At 64.2% G+C, this 18067-nt stretch carries 17 protein-coding genes; 14 read left to right on the forward strand and 3 right to left on the reverse strand.

Annotation, left to right across the window (positions count from 1 at the left end; translation table 11 throughout):
* Positions 1-175: 175 nt before the first annotated feature.
* The 9 genes from LDL32_RS00465 (at position 176) to LDL32_RS00505 (ending at position 7155) form a co-directional block, all read left to right on the forward strand.
* Entirely contained in the window at positions 176-1000 is an 825-nt protein-coding gene (locus LDL32_RS00465) for an urease accessory protein UreD (protein ID WP_233063417.1), read from the forward strand.
* 45 nt (positions 1001-1045) lie between these two features.
* Complete coding sequence (locus LDL32_RS00470; protein WP_233063419.1) at positions 1046-1348, forward strand: urease subunit gamma; 303 nt, start codon at positions 1046-1048, stop codon at positions 1346-1348.
* On the forward strand, positions 1332-1676 hold the full coding sequence (locus LDL32_RS00475; protein ID WP_233063444.1) for an urease subunit beta: 345 nt from the start codon (positions 1332-1334) through the stop codon (positions 1674-1676). The genes LDL32_RS00470 and LDL32_RS00475 overlap by 17 nt, the downstream gene beginning before the upstream one ends.
* The gene (gene ureC / locus LDL32_RS00480) at positions 1673-3379 is read left to right on the forward strand and encodes an urease subunit alpha (RefSeq protein WP_233063460.1); all 1707 of its coding nucleotides are present in this window, start codon (positions 1673-1675) and stop codon (positions 3377-3379) included. Before LDL32_RS00475 ends, ureC begins: the two co-directional genes overlap by 4 nt.
* Complete coding sequence (locus tag LDL32_RS00485) at positions 3379-3906, forward strand: urease accessory protein UreE (protein WP_233063462.1); 528 nt, start codon at positions 3379-3381, stop codon at positions 3904-3906. The genes ureC and LDL32_RS00485 overlap by 1 nt, the downstream gene beginning before the upstream one ends.
* Before the next feature lie 10 nt (positions 3907-3916).
* On the forward strand, positions 3917-4582 hold the full coding sequence (locus LDL32_RS00490; RefSeq protein WP_233068607.1) for an urease accessory protein UreF: 666 nt from the start codon (positions 3917-3919) through the stop codon (positions 4580-4582).
* The gene (gene ureG / locus LDL32_RS00495; RefSeq protein WP_233063464.1) at positions 4579-5193 is read left to right on the forward strand and encodes an urease accessory protein UreG; all 615 of its coding nucleotides are present in this window, start codon (positions 4579-4581) and stop codon (positions 5191-5193) included. Before LDL32_RS00490 ends, ureG begins: the two co-directional genes overlap by 4 nt.
* A gap of 273 nt (positions 5194-5466) precedes the next feature.
* Positions 5467-6642 (forward strand): porin, encoded by a 1176-nt coding sequence (locus LDL32_RS00500; RefSeq protein WP_370636727.1) that lies wholly within the window; start codon positions 5467-5469, stop codon positions 6640-6642.
* Between the two features lie 66 nt (positions 6643-6708).
* Positions 6709-7155, forward strand: coding sequence for a hypothetical protein (locus tag LDL32_RS00505; protein ID WP_233063475.1), 447 nt, complete (start codon positions 6709-6711; stop codon positions 7153-7155).
* Between the two features lie 12 nt (positions 7156-7167).
* On the opposite strand, the gene LDL32_RS00510 is transcribed toward LDL32_RS00505, so the two are convergent.
* The 3 genes from LDL32_RS00510 to LDL32_RS00520 all read right to left on the reverse strand — a co-directional run bounded on the left by LDL32_RS00510 (position 7168) and on the right by LDL32_RS00520 (position 12296).
* The gene (locus tag LDL32_RS00510; protein ID WP_233063492.1) at positions 7168-7986 is read right to left on the reverse strand and encodes a response regulator; all 819 of its coding nucleotides are present in this window, start codon (positions 7984-7986) and stop codon (positions 7168-7170) included.
* A gap of 22 nt (positions 7987-8008) precedes the next feature.
* Positions 8009-8845: an IS5 family transposase gene (locus LDL32_RS00515; protein WP_048856220.1), complete on the reverse strand. Its 837-nt coding sequence runs from the start codon at positions 8843-8845 to the stop codon at positions 8009-8011.
* A 139-nt stretch (positions 8846-8984) separates the two neighbouring features.
* Positions 8985-12296, reverse strand: coding sequence for an ATP-binding protein (locus LDL32_RS00520; RefSeq protein WP_233063494.1), 3312 nt, complete (start codon positions 12294-12296; stop codon positions 8985-8987).
* Between the two features lie 138 nt (positions 12297-12434).
* On the opposite strand from LDL32_RS00520, the gene urtA reads away from it, so the two are divergent.
* The 5 genes from urtA to urtE are packed head-to-tail and all read left to right on the forward strand — an operon-like array spanning position 12435 to position 17973.
* Positions 12435-13775 carry an urea ABC transporter substrate-binding protein gene (urtA, locus tag LDL32_RS00525; RefSeq protein WP_233063504.1) on the forward strand — a complete coding sequence of 447 codons (1341 nt, stop codon included), beginning with the start codon at positions 12435-12437 and terminating at the stop codon, positions 13773-13775.
* On the forward strand, positions 13768-15369 hold the full coding sequence (gene urtB, locus LDL32_RS00530) for an urea ABC transporter permease subunit UrtB (protein WP_233063534.1): 1602 nt from the start codon (positions 13768-13770) through the stop codon (positions 15367-15369). The genes urtA and urtB overlap by 8 nt, the downstream gene beginning before the upstream one ends.
* Before the next feature lie 47 nt (positions 15370-15416).
* Complete coding sequence (gene urtC, locus LDL32_RS00535; RefSeq protein WP_233068609.1) at positions 15417-16505, forward strand: urea ABC transporter permease subunit UrtC; 1089 nt, start codon at positions 15417-15419, stop codon at positions 16503-16505.
* Positions 16502-17242, forward strand: coding sequence for an urea ABC transporter ATP-binding protein UrtD (urtD, locus tag LDL32_RS00540; protein ID WP_233063543.1), 741 nt, complete (start codon positions 16502-16504; stop codon positions 17240-17242). The genes urtC and urtD overlap by 4 nt, the downstream gene beginning before the upstream one ends.
* A gap of 35 nt (positions 17243-17277) precedes the next feature.
* A complete protein-coding gene (gene urtE, locus LDL32_RS00545) occupies positions 17278-17973 on the forward strand; it encodes an urea ABC transporter ATP-binding subunit UrtE (protein ID WP_233063551.1) in 696 nt (231 codons plus the stop codon).
* The last annotated feature ends 94 nt before the right edge of the window (positions 17974-18067 follow it).

Consider the following 18067-nt stretch of genomic DNA (forward strand, 5'->3'; position numbering starts at 1 on the left):
CCATGGTGCCCGTCCGTCAGTACGGACCGTTCCCCTCCGATTCCTGACAGGGCCTGAATCATGCCTGCTCCCGGCTGATCAGAGCGTTCCGAACCTACGCAAATTTACGCAATGGACCTGTCGGGTACAGGCTGTAAGATCAGCGGCGCGATAGCGAAGGGCGGAAGTGGGGTCTGTGATTACACCTCTCCAGCGTGCAAGAGGGCAGTTTGGACTGGAAGTCAGGGCCTCCGGCTCCCGCACCCGCATGGCCGATCTGGTGCAGGCGGGGTGCTGTCGCCTGCTTTTTCCGCGCGTCGCGGGGCAGGGGGTGGAGGCCGCCACCGTCAACATATCTGGCGGCATTGCGGCAGGGGACCGCATCGAAGGCCGTCTTGCCTGTGGGGAGGGGACGGATCTTCTGGTGACTTCACAGGCGGCGGAGCGGATCTATCGCGCCCGCCCCGATGATGCGCCAGCCGAGATCACGGTCACATGCCGGATTGAGGCCGGTGCGCGGCTTGAGTGGCTTCCGCATGGCACGATCTTTTTCGATGGCAGCCACCTGCGTCGCCACATGACGGTGGATATGGCGGGCTCCTCCACCTTCCTGTTTCTGGAAAACCGGATATTCGGCCGCCAGGGCTCGGGGGAGCGTCTGTCGCGGCTGGCCGTCCGCGACCGCCTGTCCATCCGGCGTGATGGCGAAGCGCTGCTGGAGGACACGTTGCGGCTGGAAGGCACGGATGTGTCGGACCTGCTGGCACAGCCCGCCATCGCAGGCGGGCAGGGAGCCGTGGCGACACTGGTGCTGGTCAGTCCGCAGGCCATGGACCTGCTGCCTGCCCTGCGGTTGCAACTCGGGGCACCCGAATGCGCGGGGTTTGCCGCCTCGGCGTGGAATGGCATGCTGGTGGTAAGGGGGCTGGCCCGGGGGGGCTGGCCGCTGGAGGGTGCCGTGCGACACATCCTGCCCGTATTGCGGGGCGCACGGGCCATGCCTTCCACATGGCGGTCATGATGATGGCGGGGCGAGACAGGCGGATAACGGAGAGCGGATCGAGACATGAAGCTGACACCCCGAGAAAAGGACAGGCTGCTCATTTCCATGGCGGCGATGGTGGCCCGGCGCAGGCTGGAGCGTGGCGTGCGCCTGAATTACCCCGAAGCCGTGGCCCTGATTACCGACCATGTGGTGGAAGGGGCACGTGACGGGCAGAGTGTTGCCGATCTCATGGCCAGTGGTGGCCATGTGCTGGCGCGCGCGCAGGTCATGCCCGGCGTGGCCGAGATGATCCATGACGTGCAGGTCGAGGCGACCTTTCCCGATGGTACGAAACTGGTGACAGTCCATGACCCGATACGCTGACCCGCTGCCCGAAGGCGCCGTGCCTGGCGAAATCCTGCCTGCCGGTGGTGACATTGCCCTAAACGACGGCCAGCCCCGCCGCGTGCTGCGCGTGACCAATACCGGTGACCGCCCTGTACAGGTCGGCAGTCATTACCATTTTGCCGAGGTCAATCCCGCCCTGCATCTTGACCGCGCGCAGGCGCTTGGCTGGCGGCTGGATGTGCCATCGGGTGGCGCCGTGCGCTTTGAGCCGGGGCAGGAGCGTGACGTGACACTGGTGCCGCTGCGCGGTTTGCGGCGCGTGATCGGCTTCAGGGGGGATGTGATGGGGGGCGTGGATCAATGACCCGTCTTGCGCGGCATGATTATGCGGGCCAGTTCGGTCCCACCACGGGCGACCGGGTGCGGCTGGCGGATACCAACCTGCTGGTGGAGGTGGAAAAGGATTTTACCATCTATGGCGAGGAAGTGCGTTTTGGCGGCGGCAAGACCATCCGTGACGGCATGGGCCAGTCCCAGGTCACGCGGGCGCAGGGCGCTGCGGATACCGTCATCACCAATGCGCTGATCATCGACCACTGGGGTATTGTCAAGGCCGACGTGGCGCTGCGCGACGGGCGGATCGCGGCCATTGGCAAGGCGGGTAATCCCGATATCCAGCCCGGTGTGGACATCATCATCGGGCCGGGCACGGAAATCATCGCAGGTGAGGGTAAAATCCTGACGGCGGGCGGCATGGACAGCCACATTCACTTCATCTGTCCCCAGCAGATCGAGGAAGCGCTGGCATCCGGCATCACCACCATGCTGGGCGGGGGCACCGGGCCTGCCACGGGCACGGCGGCCACCACCTGCACGCCGGGTCCGTGGCATCTGGCGCGCATGCTGCAGGCGGCCGACGCCTTTCCTGTCAACCTGGCCTTTGCGGGCAAGGGCAATGCGTCCCGCCCCGAAGCGCTGGAGGAAATGGTGCGCGCGGGGGCAAGCTGTCTGAAGCTGCATGAGGACTGGGGATCGACACCCGCCGCCATCGACTGCTGCCTGGGCGTTGCCGACCGGATGGACGTGCAGGTCATGATCCATACCGACACGCTGAACGAAAGCGGCTTTGTTGAGGACACGATCGCGGCCTTCCGGGGCCGCACCATCCATGCCTTCCATACCGAAGGGGCGGGCGGTGGCCATGCGCCGGACATCATCCGGGTGGCGGGGCTGCCCAATGTGCTGCCGTCTTCCACCAACCCCACGCGGCCGTATACGCGTAATACGCTGGACGAGCATCTGGACATGCTCATGGTCTGCCATCACCTTGACCCGAAGGTGCCGGAGGATATCGCCTTTGCCGAAAGCCGCATCCGGCGCGAGACCATCGCGGCGGAGGATATCTTTCACGACATGGGCGTGCTGTCCATGATGTCATCCGACAGCCAGGCCATGGGCCGCGTGGGTGAAGTACCGCTGCGCACATGGCAGACGGCCCACAAGATGAAGGCCCAGCGCGGCCCGCTGCCGGGTGATGGCGCGGCGGACAATAACCGGGTCAAGCGCTACATCGCCAAATATACCATCAACCCGGCGATAGCCCACGGGGTATCGCATGAAGTCGGGTCCATCGCGGTGGGCAGGCTGGCGGATCTTGTGCTGTGGGACCCCGCCTTCTTTGGCATCAAGCCCGATCTGGTCATAAAGGGCGGCGCGATCGCCTATGCCATGATGGGCGACCCGAACGCCTCCATCCCCACGCCGCAGCCGGTGCATGGCCGGATGATGTTCGGCGGCTATGGCGGCGCGCTGACACATACAAGCCTGACATTCGTGTCAAAGGCGGCGCTGGAGGATGATATCGGCCGGAAACTTGGCCTGAGCAAGGGCCTTGCCGCCATATCCGACACGCGCGGCGGCATTGGCAAGAGCAGCATGATCCATAACGACGCCATGCCGCATATCGAGGTCGATCCTGAAACGTATGAGGTGCGTGCCGATGGCGTGCTGCTGACATGCGAGCCTGCCGACATCCTGCCCATGGCCCAGAGGTATTTCCTGTTCTGATGACCCGTGTTGCCGAAATCTTGCCAGCGGGAAGCTGGACCGAAGACAGTGCGGCGGATGTATTCGCCGCCGATTATGAGGGCCGCCACCGCCGGCGCATGATGCTGCCCCTGCGTTCGGGCGCGAAAGTGCTGCTGGACCTGGACCATGCCCGCCTGCTGCATGATGGTGACGGCCTGCGGCTGGAGGATGGCCGTATCATACGGGTCGAGGCCATGGCGGAGGACCTGATGGCAGTTACCGCACATGACGCGCTGCATCTGCTGCGGCTGGCCTGGCATCTGGGCAACCGGCATCTGCCCGCCGCCATTGAAGAACAGCGTATCCTTGTGCGTCAGGACCATGTGATTGCCGACATGATCCGTGGCCTTGGTGGGCATGTCCGTACCGTGCAGGCCCCCTTTGACCCCGAAAGCGGGGCCTATGCCGGGCGCACGGGCGCACATGGACACACTCACGATCACAATCACGACCATGCCCATTCCCATGACCATGGCGGCGGTCACCACCATCATTCGCATGACTGACCACGCGCCGCTGGCCGGGCAGGATTTCCTGCGGCTCCTGTCATGGGTATCGCCTGCTTTCCCTACGGGCGGCTATGCCTACAGCCATGGACTGGAATGGGCGGTTGAGCGCGGCGCCGTATGTGATGTGGACACGCTGTGCGCATGGATCAGCGCCCTGTTGCGGCATGGCAGCATGGGCAACGACCTCATCATCCTGCACGCGGCATGGAATGCTGGCGAGGATGACATGCGCCTGCGTGATATCGCCCGGTTCGCCTGTGCCTGCGCGTCATCACGGGAGCGGTATGAGGAAACCATCCATCAGGGCGAGGCCTTCCTGCGCGCGGCCGGGGTATGGGACGTCGTACCGCCAAGGGCTGCCCTGGCGGGCGTGCGCTGGCCCCTGCCAGTGGCGCAGGGAGTTGTGTTCCGTCGTGGGGGTGTTGCGTGTGGGCAGGCCGTGCTTTCGGGGGGATATGCGGCAGTGGCCGCCCTTGTCTCCGCCGCCGTAAGGCTGGTGCCGCTGGGCCAGACCGACGGGCTGCGCGCGCTTTCCCGGATGGAGCCCGTTGTGGCGGCGGTGGCGCGGCATGCACGGGAGCAGACACTGGAAGACGTGGGCGGGGCCTGTTTTGGCTCCGACCTTGCGGCCATGCATCACGAAACCCAGGAAACAAGGTTGTTCAGGACATGACAAAGGCAAAACACGGTCCGCTGCGCGCGGGCATTGGTGGACCGGTCGGCACGGGCAAGACGGCATTGATGGATGCGCTGTGCCGCCATTTTCGGGATGACTACAATATCGCCGCCATCACGAATGACATCTACACGCGTGAGGATGCCGAATTCCTGACCCGCGCGGGTTCGCTGCCGCCCGAGCGGATCATGGGCATCGAGACTGGCGGCTGCCCGCATACCGCGATTCGTGAGGATGCCAGCATCAACCTGTCCGGCATTGCGGAACTGACGGACCGCTTCGCCGGGCTGGATCTGGTGCTGGTGGAAAGCGGGGGGGACAACCTTGCCGCCACCTTCAGCCCGGAACTGGCGGACCTGACCATCTATGTCATTGATGTCTCGGCTGGTGACAAGATCCCGCGCAAGGGTGGGCCCGGCATTACACGCAGTGACCTGCTGGTCATCAACAAGATCGACCTTGCGCCGCATGTGGGCGCGGACCTTGGTGTAATGGACCGTGACAGCAGGCGCATGCGCGGCACGCGGCCTTTCGTGTTCGCCAATATCCGTGCGGGCGAGGGGGTGGAGGCGATTGCCCGCTTCATTATCGAACAGGGTGGCCTGTAACATATCGGTTCGGTAAGGGCGGGCGGCCTTTACGCCCTGAACCCGTTCCGGCCGCAGGCGGAACGACGCGTATGTCGGCGCGGCACGTGCCGGTTATCTGGCCGGACGGTTGGGTACGGCGCGGTTCCTGCCAGATAAAAAGCCTTGAAAGCGGCCTTTCTAAGTAATTTCACGCATCCCGTTCTGCCGGTGCAATTTCGTAATGTTTCCCTGTTGCCAGTCGGTGACCGCAGCCACAAGGGGACGTTCATGATTGCGCCTGTGCACCGGTTCATGATGAACCGGAAGAAAAAACTGCTGCGTTGCGGCAGTATCCTGTCGGCCTGTGCCGCAATCGGGACCGCCCTGCCGCAGCAGGCCCGCGGCGCTACAACCGTCAATTTTGGCAAGGACCAGTTCTTTACCCTTGGCTTGGGTGTCAGGGCGCAGTATCTCAGCCATGATACCACCATGCCGAAGAATGGCGATGCCGCCAGCGCCAGCGATCTGCGTATCTACATGGGTGCGCAGTTCCATAAATACGTCAAGTCCACGCTCAACCTTGAACGCCTGCGTGACGGGAACTGGAACGTGCTCGATGGCATCCTGCAGGTCGAGCGGTGGAAGGCGTTCAATGTCTGGGGCGGCCGCATGCTGACCCCCAGTGACCGCTCAAACCTTGATGGCCCGTATTTCCTCAGCACCTACGCCTTCCCGCTGGTATCGCAGTATCCCGGCGCGTGGTCGGGGCGTGATGACGGCATTTCCGTATGGGGCAAGCTGCTCAAGGACCACTTCCGCTACGTGGCGGGTGTCTATCGCGGGCATAACTGGGTCAGGGGTGGATCCAACTATGGCGAACATCCGCTGTTTGCCGCCCGTCTGGAATACAACTTCCTCGATCCCGAACCCTCGCCCGCCTATTACACGGCCAGTACCTATTACGGTAAGGCGGACATCCTCGCCATTGGCCTTGCCGGGCAGTATGAAACCGATGGCGTGGGCACCGCGGAGCAGAAAGGCGACTACAGGGCATGGAATATTGATGGCCTGTTCGAAAAACGCATCGGCAAAAACGCCCGCGGTGGCGTGTACACGCTGGAAGGGGCGTACTACCAGTACTATACCGGCGGCGTGAAGGATATTGCCGCGGGCTACGGGCAGAAATCAGCCGATTACGGCAATGTGGGCGGCGTCAGTGACGGCACGGCGTTCCTGGCCAGCACGGCCTACCTCATCCCCTACAGGCTGGGCTGGGGGCGGATCCAGCCGCTGGTGCGCTATCAGGAGTTCCGTTTCAGGAAGGACATGTATGGCCCCGGTCACCCCAAGACCACGCAGTTCGATGCCGGCGCCAATTATGTCATGGACGGGCATAACCTGCGCTTCACCTTTGATTATGCCCGCTACAAGCCCCAGGGCACGCGCGCGATCGGCGCCTTCCTGCTGGGCATGCAGTTCCAGTACTGAAGGCGGCGACCCCGTCATACCATCTGAAAGGCGGCCCGGTTGCAGCCACCGCCGGGAGATATCCGAATGCTGATCTTCACGCGACAGGTTATGGGCACGGCTGTCATGCTGGCCTGCGGGTTCGCGCCGGGCATGGTGCATGCGGCACCGAAGCCCGCGCTTGAAACACTGGACTGCCGCCATCTTCTGGCGGAGGACGTAAGGCTGTTCGATCGGCTGACCGCATTGCAGCGCAGCGAAGCCCGCGCCGTTGCGAAGGACGCGGCGCCGGAGGAAAAGGGCTTTTTTGTAAAATTCGATCCCGTACCGGGTCTTGGCATCATGAAGGGTGCGACCCTGACCCCGGCCGGTCACCCCGTGCAGGAGGATGCGACCGAACGCAGTCTCGATCAGGTGCGGCAGAAACTGACAGCCGTGCGCGGCATGGAACAGCGCAGGCTATGCCCGGAGGTCGCGGCCCCCGACATGCAGCAGGACCGCCTGTCCGATGATGGGGTCCGGAGCGCCCGATAGGGTGAAAGGGCCCTACTCATCGCGCAACAGGCGCGATGCGGTGGCCGCGGCCGCGGCGCGCGTGCTCAGGCCGGTCTTGTTGTAGATCTGCTCGATATGCTTGTCGATCGTGCGGGGGCTGACCTGCAGGATATCGGCAATGTCACGGCTGGTCTTGCCGCGTGATATCCATAAAAGCACTTCCGCTTCCCGCGTGCTCAGGCCCAGTCGCTCACGCAGTATCCGTTCGGGAAACAGCGCCTGTCGGGTAATACGCAGCAGCAGTTCGTCCGGCCCGGTGGCGCCGACCAGGATCAGGACGAATTCGTGCTCGCCCATGCCCTGGCGCAGCAGTACCCCACCGGGTGCGGGCAGCATGCCGGGCAGAGGGATGGCGGCCCCCGTCGTGTCCGCCAGTTCATCCAGGATAAGCCCGGCTTGCGGGGTGGCCCACAGCACGGTGCCGGTGCGGCTGGTGGCGAACAGGAAGCGCCCGGCATGGTCCAGCGCGCCATGGGCCGAGCGGATGCGCGCCGCCGCTTCGATGCGCACGCCAATACGGGCCATGACTTCTTCCAGCCGCAGGGGTTTTGTCACGTAATCAGCTGCCCCGGCCTCAAAGGCGCGGATGACGTGTTCCGTCTCGGTCAGGCCGGTCATGAAGATGATGGGCACGGCAGCCAGCCGCATGTCATGGCGCAGGGTCGTGCATACATCCCACCCGTTCATGCCGGGCATCAGGGCATCGACCATGATCAGGTCGGGCACGGTGCGCGCCACCACCTCCAGCGCGGCCCGGCCCGACTGTGCCAGCAGCACCGTATAGCCGCCTTCGGCCAGTGTTTCATCCATAAGAGCCCGATCCGAAAGTTTTTCAACCCTGACAATGCCTTGCTGTCCGTCGTGTGAGCATTCGGATTGAGGCGATCAATGTCCATGCGGTTGAGGAAGCAATGGATTGTTCCCAATCTTTGGCGAGCCGCCTGCATCGTCCCAGCCATGCGAATGTCCGTTCCACCACCCAGCGACGCGGCAGGATCTGAAAACCCTTCACCGTATCGGACCGCCTGATGATTTCGAGGGTCCATTTTCCCATGGAGGCGAGCGCGGATCGCAATTTGTCGCCAGCATAGCCGCCATCAGCGAAGATGTGGCGCAGCCAGGGAAAGCGCCTGCGTATCGCTGCCAGAACATCAACGGCCCCATCACGGTCCTGGATATCAGCGGCATGAACGAGGAGAAAGATCAGGAAGCCGCAGGTATCCGTCACGATATGGCGCTTGCGGCCCTTGACCTTCTTCCCCGCGTCATAGCCCGAAATCCCGCCGCTTTCCGTGGTTTTCACCGACTGGCTGTCAATCACGCCCGCGCTCGGAGAGGCGTCACGTCCCTCGATCTCGCGCAGGCTCATGACCAGCACCGTATTCATGACCTCGAACACTCCGGCATCACGCCAGGCGTAAAAATAGCGCCTGATGGTCGAGACCGGCGGAAAGCATTTCGGCAGCAGACGCCACGCACACCCGGCCGAGGCTATGTAGAGCATCGCATTGACCACCTCGCGCATATCCGTCGTGCGCGGACGACCGCCCCGTTTCGCCGGGGGCACAAATGGCATGATCAAAGTCCACTCCCCGTCCGTCATGTCCGATGGATATCGCAATCTTTCCCGGCTATACTCGCGCCGGGCAATACCAGTCCATGTCACCATTCACTCCATCTCTCTGCAAAGACGGATGAATCACAACAGGCTGGTATTGTTCAAAAACTTTCGGATCGGGCTCTAAGGCCCAGCACTGCCGGGTCGTCATCAATGACAAGAACGGTCTTGCGGGTCGTGTCGGGCGTTGTCATGGCGCGGGTGGCTCCAGGTGATGCCGCAGGGCTTCGAGCTGATAGGTGGCGGCCAGTTCACCCAGCGGGGCCAGTGCTTCGCGCAGGGTGGGGTTTTCGGTCTGGAGCATGACAAGATGCTCACGCAGGCGCCGCATGTTGCCGGCATCGAGCAGGCCCAGAAGCGTGGCGCGTTCCGCCTCGGGCAGGGGGGCTGCCGGGGCTGTCGGCCCGTCCACCGTGCCAGCCATGCCGTCTGTCGGAAAAATCCATGCCAGGTCAAGCATCTGCCCGATTTCGGTGATCAGCACGGACAGGTTCACGGGTTTGCCCAGCACCGGGCAGTCATCCAGCGAGGGGACATGGCGGTCCGCGCTCTCCACCAGATTGCCGGTCAGGAACATGATCGGTACGGAGGAAAAGGGAGACTGCCGTATCCGTAGCGCAAGGTCGCGCCCGTCCATGCCCGGCATGGACAGATCCAGCAGCAGCAGGTCCGGGCGCACGATGGGCAGGCGGTCAAGGCATTCCGCGCCATTTTCCGCGCCCTCGAACACAAAGCCGCAGTGTTCAAGGATTTCGCGCATGATCAGCCGGTGTTCGGCATTGTCGTCCACCACCAGCACGGTGCGCCGCGTGCCTTCATATCCGACCGGAATGGCAGGAAGCTGGGGTGCAGGTTCCACCTGCCGGTTCGACAGCATGAGCCGCACGCGAAAGCGCGAGCCTTCGCCCGGTTTGCTGGTGAATGTCAGTTCCCCGCCAAGGATTTCCGTCAGCAGCCGGGTAATGGTCAGCCCCAGCCCGGTGCCCGGCACGCCCGCGCTTCCCGCGCCGCGCTCGAAGGGTTCGAATATGCGGGTGTAGTCGGCCTCCGCAATGCCGGGTCCGGTATCGGCTATGATGAATTCCGCGATCTGGCCATGCCAGCGGGCGGAGAATGTCACGCTGCCACGGCGGGTGAACTTGACCGCATTGGACAGCAGGTTGAGCAGGATCTGGCGCAGGCGGTGCTCGTCACACGTGACCACGGCGGGCAGGTAGCCGGGCTGCCAGACAAGATCCAGCCCCTTGGCCATGGCCTGCGGGCGGATCATCTGGGCAACCGATTCAAGGAAGGCGGGCAGGGCGACGGTATCGGCATGGAGTTCGATCCGCCCGGCCTCGATGCGCGATATGTCGAGCAGGCCCGACAGGATGCTGGTGATGTGCTCGCCACTTTCGCGCATGGTGCCCAGCGCCCTGTGGCGTTCGGGTGGCAGGCGTGCGTCATGCTGCAGAAGCTGGATATAGCCCATGATGGCGTTGAGTGGCGAACGGATTTCATGGCTTATGCCGCTGATGTAACGGGTCTTGGCCAGGCTTGCCGCCTCCGCCTTTTCCCGCGCGTGCTTGAGCGCATGGTCGGTGCGGCGGCGGGCGCGGATCTCGTTCATGAGCAGCCGGGTCTGGTGCAGTGTCTCACGCGTGGCCGTGCGGCGGCCTTCCTGTGCCATGACCAGCAGCCACGTCCCGATGGCGCTGGCCACAAGGACAAGCAGGAACATGCCGTTCCACGCATATCCCATCTGCCATGCCACCAGCCCCAGCCCAAGCGTCATGCCGCCCAGCATGAGCGCAAACCGCCCGCCCGGCGCCAGAAGCCTGCGGCGCACGGAAGGCGGCAGGGCGCGCAGGGGGGCCGTCAACTGGCTGCCCATGCGTGTGGAAACCGGCTTGCAGCGGTCACGGCAGCGCCCGTCCAGCGAACAGCACAGTGAGCAGATCGTCCCGCCATAGGCAGGGCAGGATGCCATGTCCTCCGCCTCGAACGTATGTTCGCATATCACGCATTCCATGGCCGGACGCGTGTTCCACCCGGCAGGCTGCGGACGTGCCAGATAGGTGCGGCCATGTGTCAGCCATGCCAGCACGGGTGCCGTGGCCCAGGCCACCGCCAGCGTCAGGAAGGGGGCGTAGGCGGCGGCATGGGCGCCAAAGGCCCCGCGGTAGGCGGCCAGGCCCGTACCTGCGGCCAGCGCCCATGCCCCCAGACCCACAATGTTGAAATCCGGCAGCATGGCGCGCTTGAACTCCACCAGCGCGGGGCTGAGGCCAAGCGGCTTGCAGATGGTCACGTCCCCCACGATCGCGCCAATCCATGCACAGGCCAGCACGCCGTACAGCGTGATGCCGGTCTGGATCGTGCTGACCAGTCCCGCTTCCATCAGTACGAACGCGATGGCGACATTGAATACGACATAGAATACCCGCCCCGGATGGGTATGGGTCAGGCGGGAGAAGAAATTCGACCATGCCAGCGACCCGGCATAGGCATTGGTGATGTTGACCTTGACCTGCGCCAGCGCGACAAGGGCGACGGTCAGGAAGGTCGCGACCGGTGCCGGCGTGAACGTGCCCCATGCAAAGCGGTACATCAGGCCGGGCTGCACGGCCTGTTGCGCCGGAAAACCTGCCCGCAGCAGGATCCATGCCAGCAGTGACCCCGCCAGCAGCTTGAAGGCATCCAGCACGGCCCAGCCCGGGCCGCCCAGTATTAGTGCTGTCCACCACTGCCGCCGGGTGGCAGCGGTGGGGGGTGGCAGGAAGCGCAGGAAATCGATCTGTTCGGCGCTCTGGCACACCAGCACGATCATGAGCGAGGCCGCCGTGCCTATGGCGATGGGGTCCAGCATGCCGGGCCGGGTCAGCAGGCCACCCGAACGGGTCCATGCATGCAGCAGGTCACGATGTGTTGCCACCACAACGGCCAGCGGAATGATGTTCAGCGCGAACCAGACCGGCTGTGTCGCGATCTGGAAACGGGCGATGAACGTCATGCCCCACGTGACCAGTGGAATGACGATGGCCGCGCACAGCAGGTAGGCCAGCCATAGCGGCATGCCCAGCAACGCATGCAGCGTACCCGCCAGTATGGCCGCCTCCAGCCCGAAGAAGATGAAGGTAAAGCTGGCATAGAGCAGGGACGTGATGGTCGAGCCGATATAGCCGAACCCCGTCCCGCGCGTCAGCAGGTCGATATCCAGCCCGGCGCGTGCCGCGGTCACGCATAGCGGCAGGGTGATGGTGAAGATGACAGCGGTGACAAGGGCGATGGCCACCGCCGTGTTGGCAAAACCGAAGGCCAGCGTAAGCGTGCCGCCTATGGCTTCCAGCGCCAGGAAAGAGATCGACCCCAGTGCCGTCAGCGCTGCGCGCATGGGTGTTGCCGTGCGGGCACGGCGCGCGGTGAAGCGCAGGGCGTAATCCTCGAATGTCTGGTTCGCGGCCCAGCGGCTGTAGGCCCGGCGGGGACGTACGATACGCAGGCGGCTGGTCGGGTCGGGCACGGTTTACGGTTTCCACGGTCTGGGGCGGCGGGGCCCATCATCGTAACGCAAAGGGCTGCGGGACATACGCAGGAATGCGTATGGGAAAGGCTTTCCTGTCGGTTGATAATGGATGGAGCAGCAAAAGGACCGTTCATCATGCCTGTCAACCGGCCCCATCTTTCCCGGCGTGCGTTCGGACGTCTTGCCCTTGCCTCCTCGGCGGCTGCTGTGGGGGGGATGTGGCGGTCCGCCCCGGCGCGTGCGGCAGCCCCCACGGGTGAGCCGATCAGGGTGGGCATCCTGCATTCCCTCTCCGGCACGATGGCCATCAGCGAGACCACGCTGAAGGATGTCATGCTTATGCTGATTGCCGAACAGAACCGCAGGGGGGGCGTGCTGGGGCGGCCGCTGGAACCCGTGGTGGTGGACCCGGCCTCCAACTGGCCGCTTTTTGCCGAAAAGGCGCGCCAGCTGCTGTCGGTGGACAGGGCGGCGGCCGTGTTCGGCTGCTGGACCAGCGTGTCACGCAAATCGGTGCTGCCGGTGTTCGAGGAACTCAACGGCATCCTGTTCTATCCCGTGCAGTATGAAGGACAGGAATGCAGCCGCAACATCTTCTATACCGGTGCTGCCCCCAACCAGCAGGCTATCCCGGCGGTTGATTACCTGCTGAGCGAGGACGGCGGCGGGGCAAGGCGGTTCGCGCTGATCGGCACGGACTACGTCTATCCGCGCACGACCAACCAGATCCTTGTCAACTACCTCAGGGCCAAGGGAATCGCGGAAGCGGACATCATGGTCAATTATACGCCGTTCGGGCAGTCCGACTGGCAAACCATCGTCTCCCAGATCAAGGCCTTTGGCTCGGCAGGCAGGAAGACCGCCGTGGTTTCGACCATCAATGGCGATGCGAACGTGCCGTTCTACAAGGAACTGGGCAATCAGGGCATTTCGGCCACCGACATCCCGGTCATGGCCTTCAGTGTGGGGGAGGAGGAACTGGCGGGCATGGATACCGCGCCGCTGGTGGGCCAGCTTGCCGCATGGAACTATTTCGAAAGCATCGACACGCCTGCCAACACCGCCTTCATCAAACAGTGGCACGACTATACCAAAAACCCCAAGCGTACCACCAACGACCCGATGGAAGCGCATTATATCGGCTTCAACATGTGGGTGCAGGCCGTAACGAAGGCAGGCACGACCGATCATGACAGGGTGATCGATGCCATGATCGGCATCCGCCAGCCCAACCTGACGGGCGGCGTCGCCGAAATGCTGCCCGACCATCACCTGACCAAACCGGTCTATATCGGTGAAATCCAGGAAGACGGCCAGTTCTCGGTCGTATGGAAAACGCCCGGCCTCGTACCCGGTCAGGCATGGTCGCCCTGGGTGCCGGAAACGAAGGATATGATCGGGGACTGGAGCCAGCCCGTCTCGTGCGGAAATTACAACAAGGCAACCCGGACCTGCCTTGGGCACAAACATGCTTAAAGCATGTTCCGCCTGCCTTGTGGCGGTGCTGTGGCTGGGGGCGGCGCTGCTGCCGGATGCTGCCCATGCCGATGCGTTCTCCGGTCTGTCCAGCGCCCGGCCTGATGAAATGACGGCCACCATTTCCGCGCTGGCCGGATCGGGTGATCCGCAGGCAGGCGCCGTGCTGCAGGCACTGGGGGAGCGGCATCTCTTCATGGCCCCGGATGGCGGTCTGTACATCCGCCATGGTGATACCTGCGTCGATGCCCGCACCGGCCAGCCTGTCGCCACCGTGCCGGAGGGGCTGAAGCCGGTGCGCCTGAACAACCGCATCCGCACGGCGCTGGCGGGCGCGCAGGCCGAAATGGCGCTGCTTGCCCCGCAGGCCGACATCCGGCTGAAGGCGGCGGACGCGCTTTATGGCCGGCATGATCCCGCCATGCTGCCCGCCCTTGACCATGCCCTGTCGGTGGAAAAGGACAGGGCTGTGCGCACGCGGCTCATGCAGGCACGTGCAGCGACCATCCTGGCCCGGCCCCCCGCGCAGGACGCGCAGGACCAGCGGCTGGTGGCGGTCCGGTCACTTGCGACGGCAGGCGGGCTGGAGGCGCGTGGCATTCTGGCCGGTGTCGCGCTGTCGGATGCGGAAGCGCCACCGGTGCGCCATGCCGCGCAGGCAGCCGTATCCAGCATCGACTGGCACCTGCGGGCATGGAGCGTGGCGCAGAATGCCTTTTACGGCCTGAGCTACGGTTCCGTGCTGCTGCTGGCGGCAACGGGGCTTGCCATCACCTTTGGCGTGATGGGCGTGATCAACATGGCCCATGGCGAGATGATGATGATCGGCGCCTATGTGACGTGGATGGTGCAGCAGGGCATCCGTGCCACCGTGCCCGCGCTGGAACCGGTGGCGATCCTTGTGGCCATTCCGGTCGCGTTCGCGGTGTGTGGCGCCCTGGGCATGCTGATCGAGCGGGGACTGATCCGCTTCCTGTATGGCCGCCCGCTGGAAACGCTGCTGGCCACATGGGGGCTTTCGCTCATCCTGCAGCAGGCCGTGCGGTCCATTTTCGGTCCGACGAACATTGCGGTGCAGACGCCTGCATGGCTTTCGGGTTCGGTTGCGGCCGGCGGCATGGACATCACGCTCAACCGGCTGGCCATCCTTGTTTTTGCGGGGCTGGTGCTGGGGGGTCTCATGCTGGTGCTGCGCCGCACGCCGCTGGGGCTGCAGATGCGTGCCGTCACCCAGAACCGGCGCATGGCGGCCCTGATGGGCATCCGCACGCCACGGGTTGACGCACTGGCCTTCGGACTGGGCGCGGGGCTGGCCGGACTTGCGGGTGTCGCGGTCAGCCAGATTGACAATGTCAGCCCCAATCTGGGGCAGTCCTACATCATCGACAGCTTCATGGTGGTGGTGTTCGGTGGCGTTGGCAACCTGTGGGGCACGCTTGCGGCCGCCATGGCGCTGGGCATGGGGGGCAAGGTGCTGGAACCGGCCATTGGCGCGGTGTCGGCCAAGATCGCCATTCTCGTGCTGGTCATTCTCTATATCCAGCGGCATCCGCGCGGCATGTTTCCCGTGCGTGGGCGGGGAGTTGAATCATGAACCCGTTTTCTATCCACGCGCCGCGCGGTCTGCGCGGCGTGACCTGGATGGCGGTGGCCGTGGTGGTGGCCGCCGGTGGGCTGGCCATGGCAAGCCTGCTGCCCGAGGGCAATCCCTTCCACGCATCCGCCTTTGTCGTGTCGCTGGCGGGCAAGTACCTGGCCTATGCCATGCTGGCGCTGTCGGTTGATCTGGTCTGGGGTTTTGCCGGGATCCTGACGCTGGGCCATGCGGCGTTCTTCGCGCTGGGGGGGTATGCCATGGGCATGTACCTGATGCGCGAGATCGGGGCGCGGGGGGTATACGGCAATGCCAGCCTGCCGGATTTCATGATCTTCCTGTCCTGGAAAAGCCTGCCATGGTACTGGTGGGGATCGGAACATTTTGCATGGGCCGCCTTTCTGGTCGTGGCCGTGCCGGGGGGGCTTGCGGGTGTGTTTGGCTGGCTTGCCTTCCGTTCGCGTGTCTCGGGCGTGTACCTGTCCATCATCACGCAGGCGCTGACCTATGCGCTCATGCTGGCCTTTTTCCAGAACGGGCTGGGTTTTGGCGGCAATAACGGGCTGACGGACTTCAAGGATGTTCTGGGTGCCGACCTGCACGCCCCCATGACACGCGCCGTGCTGCTGGTGGTGACGGGCGTGCTGCTGGCCGGCAGCCTGCTGGCCGCGCGCTTTGTGGTGGGCAGCCGTTTTGGCAACCTGCTGGTGGCCGTGCGCGATGCGGAAGACCGTACCCGTTTCCTTGGTTACCGTCCCGATCAGGTCAAGCTGCTGGTATGGGTATTTTCCGCCATGATCGCGGGGCTGGGAGGGGCGCTGTATGTAACACAGGTGGGTATCATCAACCCCGGCGAGTTCGCGCCCGCCAATTCCATTGAATCCGTGATCTGGGTGGCCGTCGGTGGCCGTGGCACGCTGTGCGGGGCGGTGCTGGGGGCGATACTGGTCAATCTGGGCAAGACGCTGTTCACGGCGTGGCTGCCGGAATTCTGGCTGTATGGGCTGGGGTTCCTGTTCATTGGCACCACACTGTTCCTGCCGCAGGGCATAATGGGCGTGCTGCGTCATGCCCGCAGGACACCCACGGAAGAAGTGACCCCGGAAGTATCGGACACGCAGGGAGATGAGGCATGACGGATGATCTGCTGCTCGACATGCGTGATGTGAGTGTGACGTTTGATGGGTTTCGCGCCATCAACAGCCTCAGCCTGTCGCTGCGCCCGGGTGAGATGCGCGCCATCGTGGGGCCGAACGGGGCGGGCAAGACCACGATGATGGACATCATCACCGGCAGGACCCGCCCCGATACCGGCAGCGTGCGCTTTCGCGGCCGTGACCTGACCCGGCTGGACGAGCCTGCAATCGCCCGGCTGGGCATAGGGCGCAAATTCCAGAAGCCGACCGTGTTCGAAGCCCTGAGCGTGAGCGAAAACCTGCTGCTTTCGCTCAAGGGCATCCGCTCGCCCTTTGCCGTGCTGATGGCGCGGCAGACACCGCGCGAGCGCGAACGGATTGCGCACCTGCTGCATCTGACCCGGCTGGAGGCAATGGCTGACCAGCCGGCGGGCGGCATGAGCCATGGCCAGAAGCAGTGGCTGGAAATCGGCATGCTGATGGGACAGGAACCCGACCTGCTGCTGGTGGATGAACCCGTGGCCGGCATGACTGATGCCGAAACCATGGCCACGGCCGACCTGCTGCGCGAGATCAACCGGACACGCAGCGTGGTGGTGGTGGAGCACGACATGGATTTTGTCCGTGCCCTGGGGGTGGCCGTCACGGTGCTGCATGAAGGCTCCGTGCTGGCCGAGGGCACGCTGGATGAGGTCAGTACCGACCCGCATGTGATCGAGGTCTATCTGGGGCGCTGAAGATGGCACCCGGGGCATGAAAGGAGGCGACGTACATGCTCGACGTCAAGGATGTACACCTGCATTACGGTGCCGCTATTGCCCTGCGCGGGGTTTCCATGCAGGCGCGGGCAGGGCAGGTGACCTGCGTGCTGGGGCGTAACGGTGTTGGCAAGACCAGCCTGATCCGCGCGATAACCGGCATGCATGCCACAAGTTCCGGCCGGATCGGGTGGGAGGGTGAGGACATCACGGGACTGCCCGCCTATGACCGCGCCCGCCGCGGTATCGCAACCGTGCCGCAGGGGCGCGATATCTTCCCGCTGCTGAGCGTGCGCGAAAACCTGGAGACCGGCTTCGCCCTCCTGCCGCGTGGGCAGCGCAGGGTGCGTGACGAGATCTTCGACCTGTTTCCCGTTCTGGCGCAGATGCTCGACCGCCGGGGGGGGGACCTGTCGGGTGGCCAGCAGCAGCAGCTTGCCATTGCGCGCGCACTGGTCATCCGTCCACGCCTGCTGGTGCTGGATGAACCGACCGAAGGCATCCAGCCCAGTATCATCAAGGATATCGGTGCCATCATCGGCATGCTGCGCGACCAGGGTGACATGGCGATCGTGCTGGTCGAGCAGTATTTCGATTTTGCCTTTGAACTGGCGGACAACATTACCGTGCTGGACCGGGGCAGGGTCGTGCTGGCCGGGCAGGCCCGTGAACTGATGGCGGAGGATGTGCGCGCCTTTATCACGATCTGAATAACGGGCATGAAGCCACTGGCAGGGTCAATCCGCATGTCCGTACATGCCTGCTGTGCTCCCCCGTGCCCGGCACAATGTCCCTTCCGTGTCG

Origin of the sequence: Komagataeibacter sp. FNDCF1 (assembly GCF_021295335.1) — a bacterium.
In the GTDB taxonomy this organism is placed as follows: domain Bacteria; phylum Pseudomonadota; class Alphaproteobacteria; order Acetobacterales; family Acetobacteraceae; genus Komagataeibacter.